Annotated in this window: 21 protein-coding genes; 13 read left to right on the forward strand and 8 right to left on the reverse strand. The window is 44.4% G+C overall.

What is annotated here, in order from left to right; genetic code table 11:
• Nucleotides 1–111: 111 nt before the first annotated feature.
• The 6 genes from ACLWBD_RS08960 to ACLWBD_RS08985 form a co-directional block, all read right to left on the reverse strand.
• Nucleotides 112–510, reverse strand: a complete 399-nt coding sequence (locus ACLWBD_RS08960) for a hypothetical protein (RefSeq protein WP_063207337.1) — start codon at nucleotides 508–510, stop codon at nucleotides 112–114.
• Nucleotides 511–513: 3 nt separating this feature from the next.
• On the reverse strand, nucleotides 514–1,668 hold the full coding sequence (locus tag ACLWBD_RS08965; protein WP_413567968.1) for a PQQ-binding-like beta-propeller repeat protein: 1,155 nt from the start codon (nucleotides 1,666–1,668) through the stop codon (nucleotides 514–516).
• Nucleotides 1,669–1,680: 12 nt separating this feature from the next.
• Nucleotides 1,681–2,487, reverse strand: a complete 807-nt coding sequence (locus tag ACLWBD_RS08970; protein WP_063207331.1) for a tetratricopeptide repeat protein — start codon at nucleotides 2,485–2,487, stop codon at nucleotides 1,681–1,683.
• Between the two features lie 271 nt (nucleotides 2,488–2,758).
• Nucleotides 2,759–3,889, reverse strand: a complete 1,131-nt coding sequence (locus ACLWBD_RS08975; protein WP_063207328.1) for a Glu/Leu/Phe/Val family dehydrogenase — start codon at nucleotides 3,887–3,889, stop codon at nucleotides 2,759–2,761.
• Nucleotides 3,890–4,016: 127 nt separating this feature from the next.
• Complete coding sequence (gene argS / locus ACLWBD_RS08980; RefSeq protein WP_413567969.1) at nucleotides 4,017–5,762, reverse strand: arginine--tRNA ligase; 1,746 nt, start codon at nucleotides 5,760–5,762, stop codon at nucleotides 4,017–4,019.
• On the reverse strand, nucleotides 5,759–6,349 hold the full coding sequence (locus ACLWBD_RS08985) for a hypothetical protein (protein ID WP_413567970.1): 591 nt from the start codon (nucleotides 6,347–6,349) through the stop codon (nucleotides 5,759–5,761). The genes argS and ACLWBD_RS08985 overlap by 4 nt, the downstream gene beginning before the upstream one ends.
• A gap of 381 nt (nucleotides 6,350–6,730) precedes the next feature.
• Between ACLWBD_RS08985 and ACLWBD_RS08990 the strand changes: the two genes are divergently transcribed.
• Nucleotides 6,731–7,267, forward strand: a complete 537-nt coding sequence (locus tag ACLWBD_RS08990; protein ID WP_081112215.1) for a tyrosine-type recombinase/integrase — start codon at nucleotides 6,731–6,733, stop codon at nucleotides 7,265–7,267.
• A gap of 154 nt (nucleotides 7,268–7,421) precedes the next feature.
• On the opposite strand, the gene ACLWBD_RS08995 is transcribed toward ACLWBD_RS08990, so the two are convergent.
• Nucleotides 7,422–7,751 (reverse strand): hypothetical protein, encoded by a 330-nt coding sequence (locus ACLWBD_RS08995; RefSeq protein ID WP_063207272.1) that lies wholly within the window; start codon nucleotides 7,749–7,751, stop codon nucleotides 7,422–7,424.
• A 192-nt stretch (nucleotides 7,752–7,943) separates the two neighbouring features.
• On the opposite strand from ACLWBD_RS08995, the gene ACLWBD_RS09000 reads away from it, so the two are divergent.
• Genes ACLWBD_RS09000 through ACLWBD_RS09015 form a run of 4 tightly spaced genes read left to right on the forward strand, consistent with a single transcriptional unit; the run spans nucleotide 7,944 to nucleotide 11,006 of the window.
• Nucleotides 7,944–8,558 (forward strand): 2OG-Fe(II) oxygenase family protein, encoded by a 615-nt coding sequence (locus ACLWBD_RS09000; RefSeq protein ID WP_063207269.1) that lies wholly within the window; start codon nucleotides 7,944–7,946, stop codon nucleotides 8,556–8,558.
• A gap of 2 nt (nucleotides 8,559–8,560) precedes the next feature.
• The gene (locus ACLWBD_RS09005) at nucleotides 8,561–9,310 is read left to right on the forward strand and encodes an ABC transporter ATP-binding protein (RefSeq protein ID WP_413567971.1); all 750 of its coding nucleotides are present in this window, start codon (nucleotides 8,561–8,563) and stop codon (nucleotides 9,308–9,310) included.
• Nucleotides 9,307–10,062, forward strand: coding sequence for an ABC transporter permease (locus tag ACLWBD_RS09010; protein ID WP_413567972.1), 756 nt, complete (start codon nucleotides 9,307–9,309; stop codon nucleotides 10,060–10,062). Before ACLWBD_RS09005 ends, ACLWBD_RS09010 begins: the two co-directional genes overlap by 4 nt.
• A gap of 11 nt (nucleotides 10,063–10,073) precedes the next feature.
• Entirely contained in the window at nucleotides 10,074–11,006 is a 933-nt protein-coding gene (locus ACLWBD_RS09015; RefSeq protein ID WP_413567973.1) for an ABC transporter substrate-binding protein, read from the forward strand.
• Here the strand turns inward: ACLWBD_RS09015 and ACLWBD_RS09020 are convergent, their stop codons facing one another.
• The gene (locus tag ACLWBD_RS09020; protein WP_413567974.1) at nucleotides 11,007–11,552 is read right to left on the reverse strand and encodes a hypothetical protein; all 546 of its coding nucleotides are present in this window, start codon (nucleotides 11,550–11,552) and stop codon (nucleotides 11,007–11,009) included. It lies immediately after the preceding gene.
• A 251-nt stretch (nucleotides 11,553–11,803) separates the two neighbouring features.
• Here ACLWBD_RS09020 and ACLWBD_RS09025 point away from each other — a divergent pair, with 251 nt between their 5' ends.
• The 8 genes from ACLWBD_RS09025 (at nucleotide 11,804) to ACLWBD_RS09060 (ending at nucleotide 17,536) form a co-directional block, all read left to right on the forward strand.
• Nucleotides 11,804–12,358, forward strand: coding sequence for a DUF177 domain-containing protein (locus ACLWBD_RS09025; RefSeq protein WP_063244587.1), 555 nt, complete (start codon nucleotides 11,804–11,806; stop codon nucleotides 12,356–12,358).
• A 72-nt stretch (nucleotides 12,359–12,430) separates the two neighbouring features.
• Nucleotides 12,431–12,616 carry a 50S ribosomal protein L32 gene (gene rpmF, locus ACLWBD_RS09030; RefSeq protein ID WP_063207251.1) on the forward strand — a complete coding sequence of 62 codons (186 nt, stop codon included), beginning with the start codon at nucleotides 12,431–12,433 and terminating at the stop codon, nucleotides 12,614–12,616.
• A 23-nt stretch (nucleotides 12,617–12,639) separates the two neighbouring features.
• The gene (locus ACLWBD_RS09035; protein WP_063207248.1) at nucleotides 12,640–13,635 is read left to right on the forward strand and encodes a beta-ketoacyl-ACP synthase III; all 996 of its coding nucleotides are present in this window, start codon (nucleotides 12,640–12,642) and stop codon (nucleotides 13,633–13,635) included.
• Between the two features lie 2 nt (nucleotides 13,636–13,637).
• Entirely contained in the window at nucleotides 13,638–14,612 is a 975-nt protein-coding gene (gene fabD / locus ACLWBD_RS09040; RefSeq protein ID WP_413567975.1) for an ACP S-malonyltransferase, read from the forward strand.
• Nucleotides 14,613–14,667: 55 nt separating this feature from the next.
• Nucleotides 14,668–15,417 carry a 3-oxoacyl-[acyl-carrier-protein] reductase gene (gene fabG, locus ACLWBD_RS09045; protein ID WP_063207242.1) on the forward strand — a complete coding sequence of 250 codons (750 nt, stop codon included), beginning with the start codon at nucleotides 14,668–14,670 and terminating at the stop codon, nucleotides 15,415–15,417.
• Between the two features lie 128 nt (nucleotides 15,418–15,545).
• Entirely contained in the window at nucleotides 15,546–15,782 is a 237-nt protein-coding gene (gene acpP, locus ACLWBD_RS09050) for an acyl carrier protein (RefSeq protein ID WP_041871683.1), read from the forward strand.
• Between the two features lie 6 nt (nucleotides 15,783–15,788).
• On the forward strand, nucleotides 15,789–17,057 hold the full coding sequence (gene fabF / locus ACLWBD_RS09055; RefSeq protein ID WP_063207239.1) for a beta-ketoacyl-ACP synthase II: 1,269 nt from the start codon (nucleotides 15,789–15,791) through the stop codon (nucleotides 17,055–17,057).
• An 8-nt stretch (nucleotides 17,058–17,065) separates the two neighbouring features.
• A complete protein-coding gene (locus tag ACLWBD_RS09060) occupies nucleotides 17,066–17,536 on the forward strand; it encodes an RpiB/LacA/LacB family sugar-phosphate isomerase (protein ID WP_063207236.1) in 471 nt (156 codons plus the stop codon).
• Nucleotides 17,537–17,582: the final 46 nt, after the last annotated feature.

Raw genomic sequence — 17,582 nt, forward strand, 5'->3', positions numbered from 1 at the left:
TAATACTTGAGATTCTCAAGATGAGAAGGGGAGGCTTTTCAAGCTTTGTCACTCCCCTGTCAACGGGGAAGACGTCTCAGAATGAGATCATCTCCCCTGCTCGAAGAGGACTTATTCTAAAGTCCATTCCTTAAAGCCCAATTTTAAAGCAGCTTCAAGGTCCTTGCGATCGATTTCATAAACGTTCGACATGCCTGTCGGGCTTCCGCACACCTGAATGCGCATCATACCGTCGTTCTGATTTGAAGAAGAATAGACTTTAATGCCTTTAAGCTGCTTTTGCATTTCAGCGACAGGAATGGCTTTTCCCTGACCGCATTGCAAAGAACCATCAGGTTTATGAACTTTCACGCGATCTGTAGCTGCTGACTTTGTCACGGGAGCCTCGCTTGTTGTTGCGTTGGTCGCAGTCGCGGCTGCCTTATCGGGCTGCTTTTGCGTGCGACAATTACCATGTGTGCATGCACCTAAAACAAAAACAAACGGAATAACTGCCAAAAGCTGTTTCATCTCTTACTCCTTAAAATAAGGTGTTTTAATCCAACCTGCTTGAATCGCAAAAAGATTGGCTTCGCCTGAAATGAAATACACACGGCCGGCTTTTTCATCTACTTGGGGAGATGAAAGAATACCACGTCCTGGCTCGATACTTCCCAAGTCAGAACCTGTATTTGGATCTAAGAAACGAAGACTTCCTTGAGATTCTCCAAACACCAATGTTCCTTTATAAGTCTTTACCTGAGAAGCGATGCCGTCTTTTAATTTATAATTCCACACTTTGTCGCCGTTGGACTTTTTTAAAGCCCAGACTTCGCCGTTCGTCGTAGGGTAAAAGATTTTATCTCCGGCCATAGTCACAGCACTGTAACCACCGCCATCAATACGCCACAACACTTCGCCTTTATCGATAGAAACACAGTACAGCTTGTCGTCATAGCCTGCGATATAAAGCTGATTGCCATCAATAACAGGAGTGGCATCGATATCACGGAAGCGTTTGTTGCGATTTAATTGAAGTTCCCAAACAACCGCACCCGTTTGCGCGTTCAACGCGACTAAAGAACCATCCGAGAATCCGACATACAAGGTTCCGTTCTTAAATGCGGCCTGACTGCCACCACGGATAGAAAACTGAGACGTATCCTGACGGGAGTAAAGCCAGATCTGTCTTCCTGTAGCGGCATCTAACGCGTAAAAAACGTTATTTCCAGCTAAGAAGTAAACAACCCCTTCTTCAAGTAAAGGTGCTGAAAGATTTTCGGCTTTTGTTGCAAAAGACCACTGAATTTCGCCAGTACTGGCAGAAATAGAATAGAAATTTCCGTCACTCGCGCCGACGAAAAGGCGATCGCGAATGATCGTAGCGCTGGGCTCAATACCGTTTTGAATCGGCAAGCGCCATTTTAACTGACCACTTTCTTTTTCATAAGCGACCAAGCCATCAAGACCATTTCCTTGAATGACTAAATCGCCAGCAAGAACTGGAGTCATGCGATTGATTTTACGAAAGCCTAGGTTGTCTTTTTCAGTCGTTTGACGAACCCAAGCCGTTTTAACTTCGTATTCTCTTTTATTGTTATTTTTAGAACTCCACTGCTCAAGTGTACGATCCAATGTCGTACACCCCGCAAGACACAATAAAAGAGATCCTAGAAGCAAATTCTTCATTAAAGCCCCAGATTAAAGGTTCTTCTTAGCTTTCAAAAGACGAAGATATTTTTGAGCTTCACGTGCGGCTGCAAAGTCTGTCGTATTTTGATCTTCTTTTTTCGCGATCTCAGTGTAAATCTCTTCAGCCTTAGTCAGGTCATTCATAGATTCAAAGCAAAGGCCCATACGAAGTTTGGCTTCGTCATGCGCAAACGCCAAAGACTTCTGGCTAGACAAAGCTTGCCATTTTTCAATCGCACCTTTGCAGTCGTTTTTAGCAGCAAGGACATTACCCATTTGCATCCATACCAAAGCCGTTAGCATATCGTCTTTATCAAGACCTGCTTCTACTTTTTGTAGAGTCGACAAAGCTTCATCTTGCTTACCGTAGTTCGCATAGATTTCGCTGACATTCAAAGCCGCCATTTGCGCGGCTTTTGTTTTAGGAGCTTCAGAAATGAAAGATTCAAAACCCGCGATCACGGTGCCGTAATCTTTTTGCAAATCACCAGACGCTTTTTTAGCTGGATCAAACGCGGGAACGTTCTTTTTATCTTTTGTTTGAGCTGCCATGATCTCTGCACGAGCCGCTTCTTCAAAGCCTGCTTTCTTTTCGTTATAAGCTTTTTCAAGAAGGAAGTACTTTTCCTGTTGAGACACTTCTTTCTTTTGCGACAAATAACCCGCAATAGAAGCACCTAGACCAACAACAACGAAAGCAATCACGGCGATGATCACCATTTTGGAGTGAGTTGTTGTCCAAATAAAACCCTTTCTCAAAGTTTGTGTAACCTGATCTGGGGACTTCAAATCTTCTTTAGAAATCTTTGTGCTCAAGATAATTCCTCGCTGTTAATAAATACTTACGAGGAAAGATTGTTCTTTGGTCGAGGAGGCTTGTCAAGAAATGGGACCTGGGAGATTCCGTATCACTCGGCGCATAAAAAAAGGGGCTTTGTGGCCCCTTGATTTTGCTAGGAAGTTTGTAAAGCACAGATGCTGCTTCAGCCTACGCGCCCGAAGGCGCTTCGGCTCTGCCGACATCCGTCGGTGCTGCTTCAGCTTCGGCGGCACGAGGCCGCCTGCGCTCTGCCGGCTCACGCCGGGATTAACGATTATAAACTTCTTTAAGCGTCGTGAATGAACGAGAAGACTTACCTGGGTGACGTTGTTTCAAGCGACCAATAGTGTTGATGCGCTCTTCAGCCAAACGGTCTGCCGCCGTGTGAGTTCCGATATTGTCACGTTTTGCAATTTCGTAAACTTTAAGGATGTTGTCATAAACGCGTTTTGTTTTTTCAAACGCGCGATCTGGGGAGTAACCCTCTAGCTCAACGAAGACGTTCATCAAACCACCGGCATTGATCACGTAATCTGGAGCATAAAGGATGCCCAATTCCTTCAACTGGTCACCGTGGCGTGCTTCAGCAAGAACATTGTTCGCACCGCCCGCAATAACTTTAGTTTTGAACTTCGTGATAGTTTGATCATTAACGATCGCTCCCAACGCACATGGCGCCAAGATATCACATTCAACAGAAAGAATTTCGTCAGGAGAAACGGCTTTTGAACCTGAAGCTTCAGCAACTTTTTTAGTGCGGCCCATATCGATATCAGCAACCGTGATTTCCGCGCCTTCTTCTTTCAAGTACTTCACAAGGTTGGAACCCACGTTACCAAGACCTTGGACAGCTACTCGCAAACCTTTCAAAGAATCCGTACCGAATTTTTCTTTCGCAGAAGCTTTGATCCCCATCAAAACACCGTGTGCTGTGTAAGGAGATGGGTCACCAGATCCACCGAAATCCTTAGGGATACCTGTCACCCAAGGTGTTTCCATGTAGATGTGTTCCATATCTTGAACTGAAGTTCCTACGTCCTCAGCTGTGATATATTTACCGTTCAAAGAGTTTACGAACTGACCAAAAGCTCTGAATAGACCTTCTGATTTTTGAGTTTTTGGATCGCCGATGATAACCGCTTTACCGCCACCTAAGTTCAAACCTGAAGCAGCTGCTTTGTAAGTCATACCTTTAGACAAACGAAGAACGTCTACCAAAGCCTCATCTTCATTCTTGTAGTTCCACATACGTGTACCACCAAGAGCAGGCCCCAAAGAAGTATTGTGAATAGCGATGATGGCTTTAAGACCAACGTGAGGGTCGTTACAGAAAACAACTTGCTCATGGTCTCCATGCTTAGAAATAAGCTCAAAAGTTCCCAAAGTAGGCTCCTTCATTTATTTAGTGCGAGGAGATCATGTGTCCATTTGAGTAAAAAGACTAGCGTTAATGCGGCGAATATGTTCGCCGCATTATTTGCATAAAAAGAGAGCGAAAATCCCTCTACCAAGAGGGACTTTCTCATTACATTTTCTCTGGTGCCGGCATTCCCAGAACAGAAAGGCCGTTTTTAAGAGTGATACCCACTGCGGACGCCAAAGCAAGACGAGCTTCACGAGTGGCTTCATCTTTCTCTGTGCCGATCGGGCACTCATGATAGAAGACGTTAAACTTTTTTGCTGTCTCATACAAATAGGTGCAGATCGCAGCGGGTTTAAAATTTTCTGCAGCCTGAGCCACTGCCGAGTTAAATCCAAATAGCGCCTGCATCAACTGGCGTTCTGAAGAATGAGTCAACTTAGACCAGTCGACATTCTTTTGGGTGCGCGGGAATTTGCGTCCCAGACTTGCAATACGCGCATAAGAGTACTGAACAAAAGGCCCAGACTCCCCATCCAGCTTCAACCATTCATTCATATCAAAGACGATTTTCTTATTCGTATCCATACGAAGCATACCATAGAAGATCGCGCCTTTAGCCACCTGTTCAGCGGTGCGGACGATGTCTTCTTTGCTCCACTCGTTTTCATAACGGTGTAGGTACGTCGTCTTAACGTGTTCTTCCATACGATGAACAAGCTCAGTTAAAGGAACGATATTTCCTTTGCGAGAACTCATGGCGCCATCGGGAAGTTCGACATAGTTGTATTGAAGATGGAAACAGTTTTTAGCTTGCTCAAAGCCCAGCATTTCAAGAACGCGGAAGACTTGTTTAAAATGCAAAGCCTGGCGCATATCTACGACATAGACGCTTTTTTCAATGTGCACATCTTCAAACTTATGTTTTGCCAGCAACAAATCTTTCGTCGCGTAAAGCCCAGTGCCGTCGGATTTCAAAAGCATGCAGAAGCCTAAGTTTTCAGCTTCTAAATTCTTACCGATCGCACCTTCTGATTTTTCAAGCTTTCCTTGCGCGTAAAGGTCTTTCACCCACGCCACAGACGGAGAATCCATTTCAGATTCAAAATACCATTCGTCGAAGTGAACTCCCGCCCAGTCATAGACTTTCTTCATCAAGGCGATAGACCATTCACGGGTCTCTTTCCAAAGTTCAAAGTAAGGACCGGATTTAGATTCCAACTGATGAAGAATATCCGTCAGTTCCTGTCTATTAATAGCTTCTTGAGGCGTGCCGTTTTGATCTTCTAAAAGAAGATTGGCTTTTGAGTACATGCGCCCTAACCACTCACCCTTGCCCGTTTCAGGAACAGGCTCTTGGTTGTGCTTTTTCATGTACCAAAGACATTTGGCGACGTGCGTACCCATATCGCCCGGAAAAGTGGAAGCGACGATATCGCGACCCGAATAGCGAAGCATGCGAACGATCGCATCTCCCAAGCACAGATTTCTCATATGACCCACATGAAGTTCTTTGTGAGTGTTTGGCTGAGAATATTCGATCATTGTTTTGGGTGATTTTTCGACCAAAGGCTTCTTAAAGAAACTTCCATCCAGGATCGTCTCTAAAACTTGAGTTCCATGGCAAACGGGAGAAAAAGTGATATTTAAATAAGGGCCTGCCGCCTGAGCCTTTTCAATGAAAGGATCCGCTGAAAAATTCTGCGCGATTTCTCCCGCAATTTGGGGAGGACCTTTTTTTAAAGCCTTTGCCAACGTAAAACAGCCGAAAGCCAAATCACCCATATCCGATTGGGGAGGCTCAACAAGAGCTTTATAGATTTCATCTTCCGAAAGGCTTTGACCCATCTTTTGAATGGCTTCAGAGATCTTTTTCGTAGCTAAAAGTCGAATTGAGTCGTGCTTAATCATAGGCCTTTCCAAAACCACAAAACGGCGAACCAGGATAAACTAATTAAAAGGATGACTATACTCATCTTCTTATGAAAATTCAGGTCTTTTTTCAGCGAAGAAATCTCCGAACGAAGAGTGTCGCGTTCATAGGCAATTCCCTCAAGTTTTGCCGACAACTGAGCCATGTCTTCCATGCGCTGCTGACGTTCTAAATCGACTTCTTTCAAAGCCTTTTGATGCAAAACCTGGGGATTTGTACTGATAAAATACTGAGGAGTTAAACCCGGAATCTTCTCTCGAAGAGCCATATACCATTGCAAAGCCCTCCAAATATGTGGGGGTGCTTCATCATTCTGTTTCGTCCAACGCGTCCAACTGGACGGATCAACCAAAAGAAGCTGGGCCATTTTGCGTTGAGAAAGGCCTAAAATCCCGCGAATTTCTTCCAAATTGCCGATCTGTTTTTGAATGACTGATACCTGAGCCTCGTAATGGATTCGAAGCGATGTCTTTGAGCGGGGCTCTACATCCCCCTCCAAAAAGCCCTCGTTTAAAGTGGCCTTTTCATCCATTTCCTGACCTAGACCCAGAACGTCTATTTCCATTTCAACCCCTTCAGGACTGTTGCATTTCACAATATTTATATTGTTATTCACAATAAATAGCGTTGTATAATACATATATGATTGTTTGAAGGCCTTTGGGGAGTCAAGCTAAGTCATTGAAACCACAAAAGAATCCCTCCAAGGGTATCCCAGTATGCCCTTTTTCAAATTCGCCTAAAGCTTATAGTTATATTCTTTAGTATTAAGTTATTGATATTATTATATATTTTATTGGTGGTTTTTAATGGTGGCATTCATGACGCTATGCACCTATTTATTATTCACTGCGTCTAAACAAATATTTTCTACATGTCACCACTTTGAATGCAAGGCGTTATGAATATCGGTTGTCAAAGCCACCTGGACTCTTGATGATGAGTTATGGCATCGGCAGCACCTCGGTATCAGCTCAATAAAAACAAATATCTTCTCGCGCCCGAATCAGAACGTTTGCGAAAAATTCTCACAGATTTTGAAGATCGAGATCCCCGCAATTGTTTGATGATTTGGGTGGGATTAAGAACCGGAGCCCGAGCTCAGGAAATTTTGAATATCCAGCGCAGTGATTTGAATCCCTATGATGAAACGGTTTTCATCCGGGGTTTAAAGAGCTCGAATGACCGGGAAATCCCCCTTCATTCGCAGCTTTTTTCTAAACTTCATCGCTTTGCGGAAAACCAAGGCGGAACGAAGGTTTTTCCCATCACCTATGATCGTCTCTATCAGGTCTGGCAATTGTATCGCCCCGTCCCAAAGAAGTTTCACGCTTTGAGGCATACTTTTGCGATCGAGCTCTATCAAAAGACGAAAGATTTGCGCTTAGTTCAGGTGGCTTTAGGACACAGAAATATCACAAACACCATGGTTTACGCGGACTACGTGTACTCCCAACAGGAGCTTCGCAAACTCATCCTTTAATTTCATAAACAGACCCGGATACTCTGAACCTTTTGACCGAAGCCCCTGGGGCAAATGGCTTCTTTCTGCTTGAGAGCTTCGAAAAATAAAAAACGCCTTCTGTTAGGAAGGCGTTGGTGGTTCGTATTTTCGTATTTAAAATCTGTATCTAAAATTACTCTGCAGAGCTGATTTCAGATGCAAGGCGCTCGAATTGTTTTGATTCAGAAGCACGGTGAGATCTTTTTTCCTTTTTAAAAGCCAAAAGATCTTTCTTAGTCGGAGAATTATAAGATACACCCGAGTTTTCAACGACAACGATGCGTTCACGAACTTGAGCCGCAGCAGCTTGATCGCGAGCTTCATCGATATTGCCTTTCACTGTAGAGTGCAACTCACCTTGAGCTTTGACGTTCTCAGAAATAAGAGCGTTAAAGTCCGAGATTTTAGCGAAGCTCACAGCCGGAATCATTGCGATGATTGTTACAAGAACTTGCTTTTTCATAGTTTCACTCCTTGTGGATACGGATTACTAAAGCAAGTGCGGTGCCACGCGGAACCCCGATATTTTGGCTTTGATATGGGGGGCGCCGAAAAAGCGCCTAACACATGTCTAACTAGTAGTGAACTTCTTGAAATGAGACAGGATTCGCCCTATCTTGAAAGCTAATAAAGCGACTATAAAAGGCGTCTCAAAATGATCAAAACTTTGTTCCCCACATTCGTTTATTACTCCCCTTTAGCTGTGAAGGGGCAGCCAAAACTTCTTAAAGAACTTAAAGACGAGGCGTATAAATTTGCCGAAATCGACGAGGAGGGACAGGCTTGGTCTAAAAAGAATTATAAGGGCGGTTACACTTCTTATGGTTCTTTAGCGCAATTGCATCGCTACTCTTCGACATTTGAAACACTGGAAAAAGAAATCAACAAACACGTTCGCAAATTCGTAAAGCATCTTGAGATGGATATTGACCCAAAAGAATTAAGAATGAGCTCCTGCTGGGTGAATATCATGCCGACGGATGTGATTCATACCATGCACATCCATCCGCTTTCAGTGATCAGCGGCACTTATTATGTTCAAACGCCGAAAAACTGTTCTTCAATTAAGTTTGAAGACCCACGTCTGGATTCATTCATGGCGTCCCCGCCACGCAAGCACAATGCGAAAGACCATAACCAACGCCATTATTCTTTAGCACCTCAAGAAGGTCATGTGGTGTTGTTTGAAAGCTGGCTCCGTCATGAAGTTCCTAAAAACGACGCCCACAAAGAACGCATCAGCATCAGCTTTAATTACGACTGGGTGTAAAGATGAGCGAAGGCTTGGGTATTGAAATCAAAGAACTTCACAAAAGCTTTCAAAAGCGTGAAGTGATTCATAATCTCGATCTGAAGATTGAACCCGGCTCCTTTGTTTCCCTGGTCGGCCCTTCGGGGTGTGGCAAATCCACCCTGCTGAGACTGATCGCAGGTCTAGAAAAACCAACAAAAGGGGAGGTGAGCCTCTCCCCGTCTGGCAAAAATATTTTTAGCTTCGTCTTTCAAGAGGCCAATCTTCTCCCTTGGAGAAATGTTTTTGAAAACGTGGCTCTGCCTTTTGAGCTCAACAACGAGCTAAAGACTCTTTCAACAGAAGAAAAATCTAAACGCATTCGCGACGCTCTTAAAAAAGTCCATCTCGAAGACAGCGAAACACTTTTTCCCCACGAGTTGTCTGGGGGCATGAAAATGCGTGTCTCATTAGCTCGCGCTCTTGTTAATAAACCCCGCCTTTTGTTGATGGACGAACCCTTCGCCGCTCTGGATGAAAACACCCGCTTTGAAATGCAGAATGAACTTCTAGAATTGTGGAAGAAAGAAAAAATGACAATCGTGTTTGTGACACATTCGTTGTTTGAATCCACTTATCTTTCTGAGCGAATTATTATGTTAAAAGGCCCGGGCGCAAAAATAGTGATCGACCAGAAAGTCGCGCTTCCTGACAACCGCACCGAAGAACTTCGCACCTCCGAAGACTTAAACCATATTGTTAGAAGTATTTCGGCGAGGTTTAAAGAATGAAACGTTTTCTTCCCGCAGCGATCAGCTTTTTTGTTCTTACTTTGCTTTTAGAACTAGCCGTTCAAAAGGGTCTTATAAGTGATACGTTAATTCCTGCACCAACATCCGTTATGAACACTCTTCAAGAAATGCATGAAGACTTCTGGATTGCATTCAAAGAAACACTTTTCAACGTACTTGCCGGTTTAGCTTTAAGTGTTTTAATCGGAAACTTGATCGCCTTTGTATTTTCACTTTCAGAGCTTCTAAAACGCGCGATCTTGCCATTTGCGGTGTTTTTTCAAACCGTCCCGATAATCGCCATTGCTCCGTTGTTGGTGATCTATTTCGGCTTCGGAGCGCCCACAGTGATTGCTTCAAGTTTCATCGTTTCCTTATTTCCGATTATCGCCAACACCTTGATGGGCCTAGAAAGTGCCAGTGAATCGCAGAAAGATTTATTCCGCATTTATCATGCGTCCTCTTTGCAAGTTCTTTTAAAGCTTCGAATCCCTGCGGCGTACTCTTACATCTATTCGGGCTTAAAAATTTCCGCAGGTCTTTCCATTATCGGAGCGATTGCGGGTGAATTCGTGGGTGGCGGAGGTTTGGGCACCCTTATTGATTCAGCACGCACACAGCAAAGAGTAGACATCGTCTTTGCTGCGTTATTATTGTTATCACTCATGGGACTTTTATTTATGGGCACGCTGACGGCCGCTCACAAACTCATCGTTTCACGCCGACCTTTTGCCTCTTCATCACAAGAATAAGGACTTACGAAATGAAATCTTGGCTTTTAAGTTTCACTTTTCTTTTAGCCTCCCACGCTTTTGCTCAATCCCCGACTTCAGTCACATTGGCTTTAAACTGGAAAGCAGAACCCGAGTTTGGTGGCTTCTATGCGGCCGCCCTGCAAGGGATTTACAAAAAGCACGGCTTAGACGTGAAAATTTTAGAAGGCGGCTCTGGCACACCTACAGTGCAAATGCTTGCTAACGGCAAAGTGGAATTCGCCATTGTCAGCGCTGATGAAATCGTTCTTTCCCAAGATCGAAATTCAAAAAACAAAGTCAAAGGTCTGTTCGCGGTCTATCAGACATCTCCTTACATCGTCATGAGCCACGCTGAAAAAAATTATAAAAATCTGAAAGATGTTTTTATGAGTGATGGCATTCTTTCGATGCAGTCCGGCCTACCTTACTACCAGTATCTGGTTCAGAAATTCGGAAGACCCAAAGTCAAAGTGGTTCCTTATGCCGGGGGAGTCAGTAACTTTTTAAACGATAAGAATTTTTCTCAGCAAGGCTTCATCACAACGGAACCTTTGAGCGCGGAAAAAGCCGGCGCTAAAGTAAAGACCTTCTTAATTGCCGATGAAGGTTTTAATCCCTATCTGGTTGTGATTGGTGCCACTGAAGAAACACTTTCTAAAAAGCCAGAGCTCGTCAAAAAATTTGTTGCGGCTTCGCGTGAAGGATGGATCGCCTATCTGAAAGATCCTAAAGACACAAACAAACACATGGCTACATTGAATAAGGCCTTCGACCTAGAAACATTCAACAAAGCGGCGGATGTTCAAAAACCTTTGATTGAAACAAAGGAAACCTTGGGCTCCATGAGTTCCACTCGCTGGAGCACCTTGGTTCAACAGTTAAAGGAATTAAAACTTATTAAGACTTCACCTAAAGCTGAAGATCTTTATATGAATTACTGATTATTTTTTAACTGACTCAACAGAGACAGCCATGGCTTCTGTGTAAGAGGCCTGGATCTGATCTCCAACTTTGATACTTTTCAAAACATCAGCCTTAGGAACTTGAAGGACAATAGTTCTTTCCGGTCCTTTCACTGTGATGGCCTGAGCTTTTGAGTTTACTTTGATCACTGTGCCTGTTGCCGTCACTTGATTCACCATGCGAGCGGCAGGTTTTTGTCCGGGTTGAGACTCATCCACTTCAGTCGACTCACTCATAGCCACCGGAGAACCACCGCCTTTTTTGATATCCCAAGCGAGGGACTCTTGATAGTCGACTTTTAGCACATCCCCTTTTTTAATCTGGGCAAAATTTCTGACTTCGTCGCCAGCAACTACAGCCACCTCTTCACCAGAATCTGTTTTTAGAACAATCTTGCGGCTTTTCTGATCAACAGAAACCACGGTTGCCTGAACCTGAATAATGTTGGCGGTGTTGATCGCGGCGTGAGCCGGGACGGATTGGAACATAAATACCGCTGCTAAAGCTAAAACCAAACGCTTCATGAGTCTCTCCTTGTGATTTATATAAAAATAAACAAGTTGCCGTGGGATTCCAAAAGCCTCGGTGCCCTTATGTTAACAATCTTAAAACCGCCTATTTTGAGCCCGCCTAGAATTCGCAGCCTCTGCACCCGCTTAATTCCAGCTGGAAAAAGAGGGCAAAACAGGGCTTGACCTAGCGCTTCCAAATGTCTTAAAACATCCTGCTTGCCACTAGTTAAAGTGTTGATTTTGGCCGCACTTAAGGAGTTCTTATGAAAATTAAACTGACCGAAGTTCCTGAAGAAGGACGCTCTTATTCTTGGTCCACAGAAACCGGCGAGGCCAATGCCGTTCTGAAGGATATCGTCGGTAAGAATCATTATCAGACTGAGTTTTTCATTAAACCCTTAAATTCTCGCGACTTCGAACTTACGGGCCGTATTGTGACAAAGTCCCCTGAAGTATGCTCCCGATGCGGTATCGACATTGATTATCCAGTGAATGAGAAGTTTCACGAGATTCTGATCCCTAAACAAGATCAGCCTCGCAATAGCAAGTATTCAAAGGTGAACCACGTCAGCGATCTTCCAACGGAAGGCCCTGAGTTCTCTGAATACGAAAATATGGTGTTTGATATGGGGGAATTCCTTCATGAGATCGTGGCTCTTGCTGCGCCTTTTAATCCAGCATGCCCCGAAACCGTGGATGGAAAGCCTTCGGATTGCAGAATTCCCGAGGAAGGACAGCCCTTTAGCTACAATGAAGAGATGCCCTCAGAAAAGCCTCAGAACCCATTTGCGGTTCTAAAGAATATCAAACTCAATTAAAGTGTTGATTTTTATTGTTCTTTGGTTAAATTAACGTGCTTCAATTATAAATGACTCAAAAAGAGGTTTGAAATGCCAACTCCTAAGAAGAAAACGTCTCGCTCTCGCCGTGACATGCGCCGCTCTCATGACGGTCTATCTGCTCCAGCAGTAGCTGTTGAAAAGAAAACTGGCGAGCTAGTACGCCCTCACCGTGCATCTAAAGGTGCTGACGGTGCATTGTACTACAAAGGCAAACAAATCAGCGCAGCTAAGTAATCACTTACAGCAAGGTTGACTCCATGGCAGGAATGTATCGATCTCGAGTTTCAGGGATAGGCTCGTATCTACCAGAAAAGATTCTTTCAAATAAGGATCTTGAAAAAATGGTGGAGACAAACGACCAATGGATCGTTGAAAGAACAGGGATCGAACGCCGCCATATCGCATCGGAAGATCAGGCTACATCTGATCTTTCCGTGATCGCCGCTAAAAGAGCTCTTGAAGACGCCAATTTAAAAATCGAAGACATCGACATGATTCTTGTGGGCACCGTGACTGGCGACCATCAGATGCCGTCCACGGCTGCTTATGTTCAAGCAAAGTTGGGCGCTAAAAACATCATGGCGGTGGATTTGAATGCCGCTTGTTCTGGCTTTCTTTATGGTGTCTCTATCGCAGACCAATTCATCCGTACAGGAATGTACAAAAACGTTCTGGTGATTGGTGCTGAAGTTCTTTCTCGCTACATGAATTACAAAGACCGTGAAACTTGCATCCTCTTCGGAGATGGTGCTGGTGCGTGGGTTGTCTCTCGTGCTGCGGAAGGCGATAAAAACGTCATCGAGAGTTCTCATCTTCATGCGGATGGAACTTTAGCTGAGCTTTTGATTCTGCCTGCTGGCGGAAGCCGCATCCCTCAATCTCATGAGGCGATTGATAAAGGCCTGAACTTCATGACAATGAAGGGCCGTGAAATCTTCAAAAATGCCGTTCGTACAATGGCGTTGTGCTGTCAAGAAGCTCTTGAGCACAATAAAGTTTCCCCTGAACAAGTTGACTGGATCGTGCCTCACCAGGCCAATAAGCGCATCATCGAAGCTGTTGCTGACCAGTTCAAGTTCCCTATGGAGCGCGTGATTGTATACCTTCAAGAAACAGGTAACACCTCTGCAGCCTCCATCCCTCTTGCCTTTGATTGGGCAGTTAAAAATGGAAAAATCAAACGGGGTCAGACGATTCTGCTTACCGCTTTCGGTGCAGGTCTTACTTCCGGCAGTATTCTATTGAGGTACTAAAAATGTTTACATTAGCATTTCCTGGACAAGGCAGCCAACAACCTGGCATGGGCCGTTTTTTGTTTGATAACTTCAAAATCGCTCAAGAGACTTTCGAAGAAGGCTCTGAAGCTTTGAAGCAAGACATGAAAAAACTGTGCTTTGAAGGCAGTGAAGCAGATCTTGCTTTGACGGAAAACACTCAACCCGCTTTGCTTTTGGTATCAACAGCTACGCAAAGAGTTTTGCGTAATGAATTTAATTTGAAAGTTTCTGCAGCAGCTGGTCACTCTATTGGTGAATACGCGGCTTTAGTTGCGGCTGATGTGATTCGTTTTGATCAAGGCATGCGCGCCGTTCGCGCTCGTGGACAAGCTATGCAATCGGCTGTTCCTGTTGGTAAGGGCGGCATGGTTGCCGTTCTTGGCTTAGAGCCCGATCAAGTTGAAACACTTTGCAATTACGTCGTGAAAAATTCCGGGGTGGGTCCACTTTCTCCAGCAAATTTCAACTCTCCGGGACAGATCGTGATCTCAGGATCGCAGGCCGCTATCAATTGGTTGAAAGACAACTTCAAACCCGAAGTTATTTTTGCTGACGCTCCCAAAAGAGCCAAACTTATTCCATTGACGGTGTCAGCCCCATTTCACTGTGAAATGATGAAGCCTGCAGAAGATAAAATGCGCGAAGTGCTGACCGCGATGGAATTCAACAAGGCCGCATTCCCTATTATTCAAAACTTCCATGCTAAATCTGAAACAGAAGGTTCTGTTCTTCGCGAAAATTTGATTCGCCAAGTTTCTGCACCTGTTCGTTGGACTCAAAGCATGGAGACTTTAAAAGCCATGGGTCACTCTCAAATCATCGAATGTGGCGCGGGTAAAGTCCTTCAAGGTCTTCTAAAAAAGATTGATGGTGATTACTTCAAAGTGATGACCACAACAAGCATGGAAGATATTAAAAATATTGAGGATTTTTTGAAAGCTTCGAGTCATTGAAATTTCTTGAGCTTTACTCTGAGTTCGGCCAAAGTGTGCTGAAAAGGACTTGCACATGAGTGGAAAATCTCTTCAAGGAAAGAAAATCGTTGTAACTGGCGGTAGCCGCGGCATTGGAGCTGCTATCGTAAAACTTCTTGCGGAAGAAGGCGCCCAAGTGGCGTTCACTTATTCTTCGCGCGAAGAAGCTGCTCAACAAGTCGCTCACACTCTTCCGGGTGAAGGTCATTTCTACATCAAAATGGATATCGCTAACGAAACTTCCGTGAACGAAGCCGTTGAACACATTTTGGAAAAATGGCCTGAAGTCGATGGCGTGGTAAATAACGCTGGCATCACTAAAGACCAACTTCTTCTGCGTATGAAAGCGGAAGATTTTGACTCTGTTATCAATACAAATCTTCGTGGCACTTTCCTAGTTACGAAAGCTTTCACTAAACCGATGATGAAATCCCGCAAAGGTTCCATCGTAAATATCACTTCGATCATTGGTGAAATTGGAAATGCCGGACAGGCCAACTACGCCGCTTCTAAAGCCGGAACTATCGCTTTTGCGAAATCCGTGGCTCAAGAGCTTGCCTCACGCAATATCCGCGTGAACAACGTAGCTCCTGGATTTATTGGAACTGAAATGACAGAAGTTCTTTCTGAAGACGTTAAAGCCAAAATGATGGAGAAAATCCCTTTGGCTAAAATCGGCGAAGGGACAGATGTTGCGCAAGCCGTTCGATTCCTTCTCAGTGACGAATCGAAATACATCACAGGGCACACTCTGGATGTAAACGGTGGAATGCATATGAATTAATTTTTTTTGCTGAATAGAACTCTGTTTTCAGAGGACTATTCGCAAAAATAAAAAGTCATCTGCAATTAAAAGGCAGATGACGACTAGACTTGTGAATTAAATTAGATGAACGCATATTAGGAGGACAAATGGCAATTCATCCAAAAGTAAAAGACATCATCGTTGAGCAATTAGGCGTAGATCCAGATAAAGTGAAGCCTGAAGCTTCTTTCATCGACGACCTAGGTGCAGACAGCCTTGATATCGTTGAACTTGTGATGGCTATGGAAGAAGAATTCGATCTTGAAATTCCAGACGAAGACGCTGAGAAGTTGAAAACTGTTCAAGACGTAGCTTCTTACCTTGAGAAAAAAGGAAAAGCTTAATTTTTTATGAACTCCCGATTTGAACGTCCATCAAAACCGCAAAGAAGAGTCGTCGTCACTGGCGTGGGCGCAGTCACTCCCCTTGGTAACACCATTGAGGACAGCTGGTCTGCCGCAAAACGTGGGCAATCTGGTATTGCTAAGATCACTAAATTCGATACAACGGGTTTCGATGTTACTTTTGCCGGCGAAGTGAAGGGTTTTAATCCTGATCTTTACGTCGAGAAAAAAGAACAGAAGAAAATGGACGAGTTCATTCACTATTCAATCGCAGCTTCCAAGATGGCTCTTGAAATGGCCAAATTGGAGCTGACTCAAGATGTGAAAGATCAAACGGGAGTCATTATCGGTGTGGGTATCGGTGGTCTTCATACCATCGAAGAAACATCGATCAAGATGAAGGAAAAAGGACCGGGTCGCATCAGTCCTTTCTTCATCCCTGCTGTCATCACCAACTTGGCAGCTGGACAAGTGTCTATCGCTTTAGGACTGAAAGGTCCTAACTACTCTATCACTTCAGCCTGTGCTTCTGGCGTTCACTCTATTGGTGATGCTGTTCGCTACATCCGTGATGGAAATACAGAAGTGATGCTTGCGGGCGGAGCGGAAAGCACAATCTGCGGACTTGCTGTCGGCGGTTTTGCCTCTATGAGAGCTCTTTCCACTCGCAATGATGCTCCTGAAAAAGCCAGCCGTCCTTGGGACAAAGACCGTGATGGTTTTGTTCTAGCAGAAGGTGCTGCGGTTCTTTGCCTTGAATCTTTAGAGCACGCTGAAAAACGTGGCGCTAAAATTCTTTGCGAGATCACAGGCTATGGAGTTTCTTCCGACGCTTATCACATGACGTCTCCTGCTCCTGAAGGAGAAGGCGGCTACCGTGCGATGAAAATGGCCTTAGAAGATTCAGGTCTGAACGCTTCTGACATTCAGTATGTAAACGCGCACGGCACAAGCACTCCTATGGGTGATGGTCTTGAATCGGCCGCGATCAAACGCCTTTTGGGCGATCACGCGAAGAAGGTCTGGGTTTCTTCTACGAAATCTATGACAGGTCACGCGTTGGGTGCAGCAGGTGCGATTGAATCTGCTTTCTGCGTGATGGCGATTCGCGATCAAGTGGCTCCACCGACGATCAATTTAGAAAACCCAAGCGAAGACTGTGATTTGGACTATGTTCCTAATAAAGCTCGTGAAGGTAAGATTGATAATGTTATCAACAACAGCTTCGGTTTCGGCGGAACAAACGCGTCGATTATATTCTCAAAACTAAAATAGGGTGAAACATGGTTGTGTACATAGGTTGTGATCACGCAGGGTTGGATTTAAAACTGAAAGTGATGGCAGCCTTCCCCGACCTTCAATGGAAGGATTTAGGGACACACACACCCGATTCTATTGATTATCCCGATTACGCTGACAAAGTTTGCAAAAACATTGTTGAAGTAGAACTTCAAAACAAGAAAAACGGAGTTCAAGATTCACTTGAAGGTCCTGCTTTAGGTATTTTGATCTGTGGATCAGGCCAAGGTATGGCAATTCGTGCGAATCGTTACCCGCAAGTGCGTGCAGCCCTCTGCTGGGACGAGGATGTCGCTCGTCTTTCAAGGGAACATAATAATGCGAACATTCTTTGTATGGGGGCTCGTTTCATTGCGCCTAATTTGGCCGTGAAAATGATCAAAGCTTTCTTAGAAACAAAGTTTGCTGGCGGCCGACATCAAAATCGAGTCAATAAGCTCGAACTTCCCTGTTAAATCTGCATTAAGAGTTTAAAAGTTCGTGATGCAAACTCGAGTCTGA

The sequence above is a fragment of the Bdellovibrio sp. HCB117 genome (genome assembly GCF_047305915.1).
GTDB lineage: Bacteria > Bdellovibrionota > Bdellovibrionia > Bdellovibrionales > Bdellovibrionaceae > Bdellovibrio > Bdellovibrio bacteriovorus_B.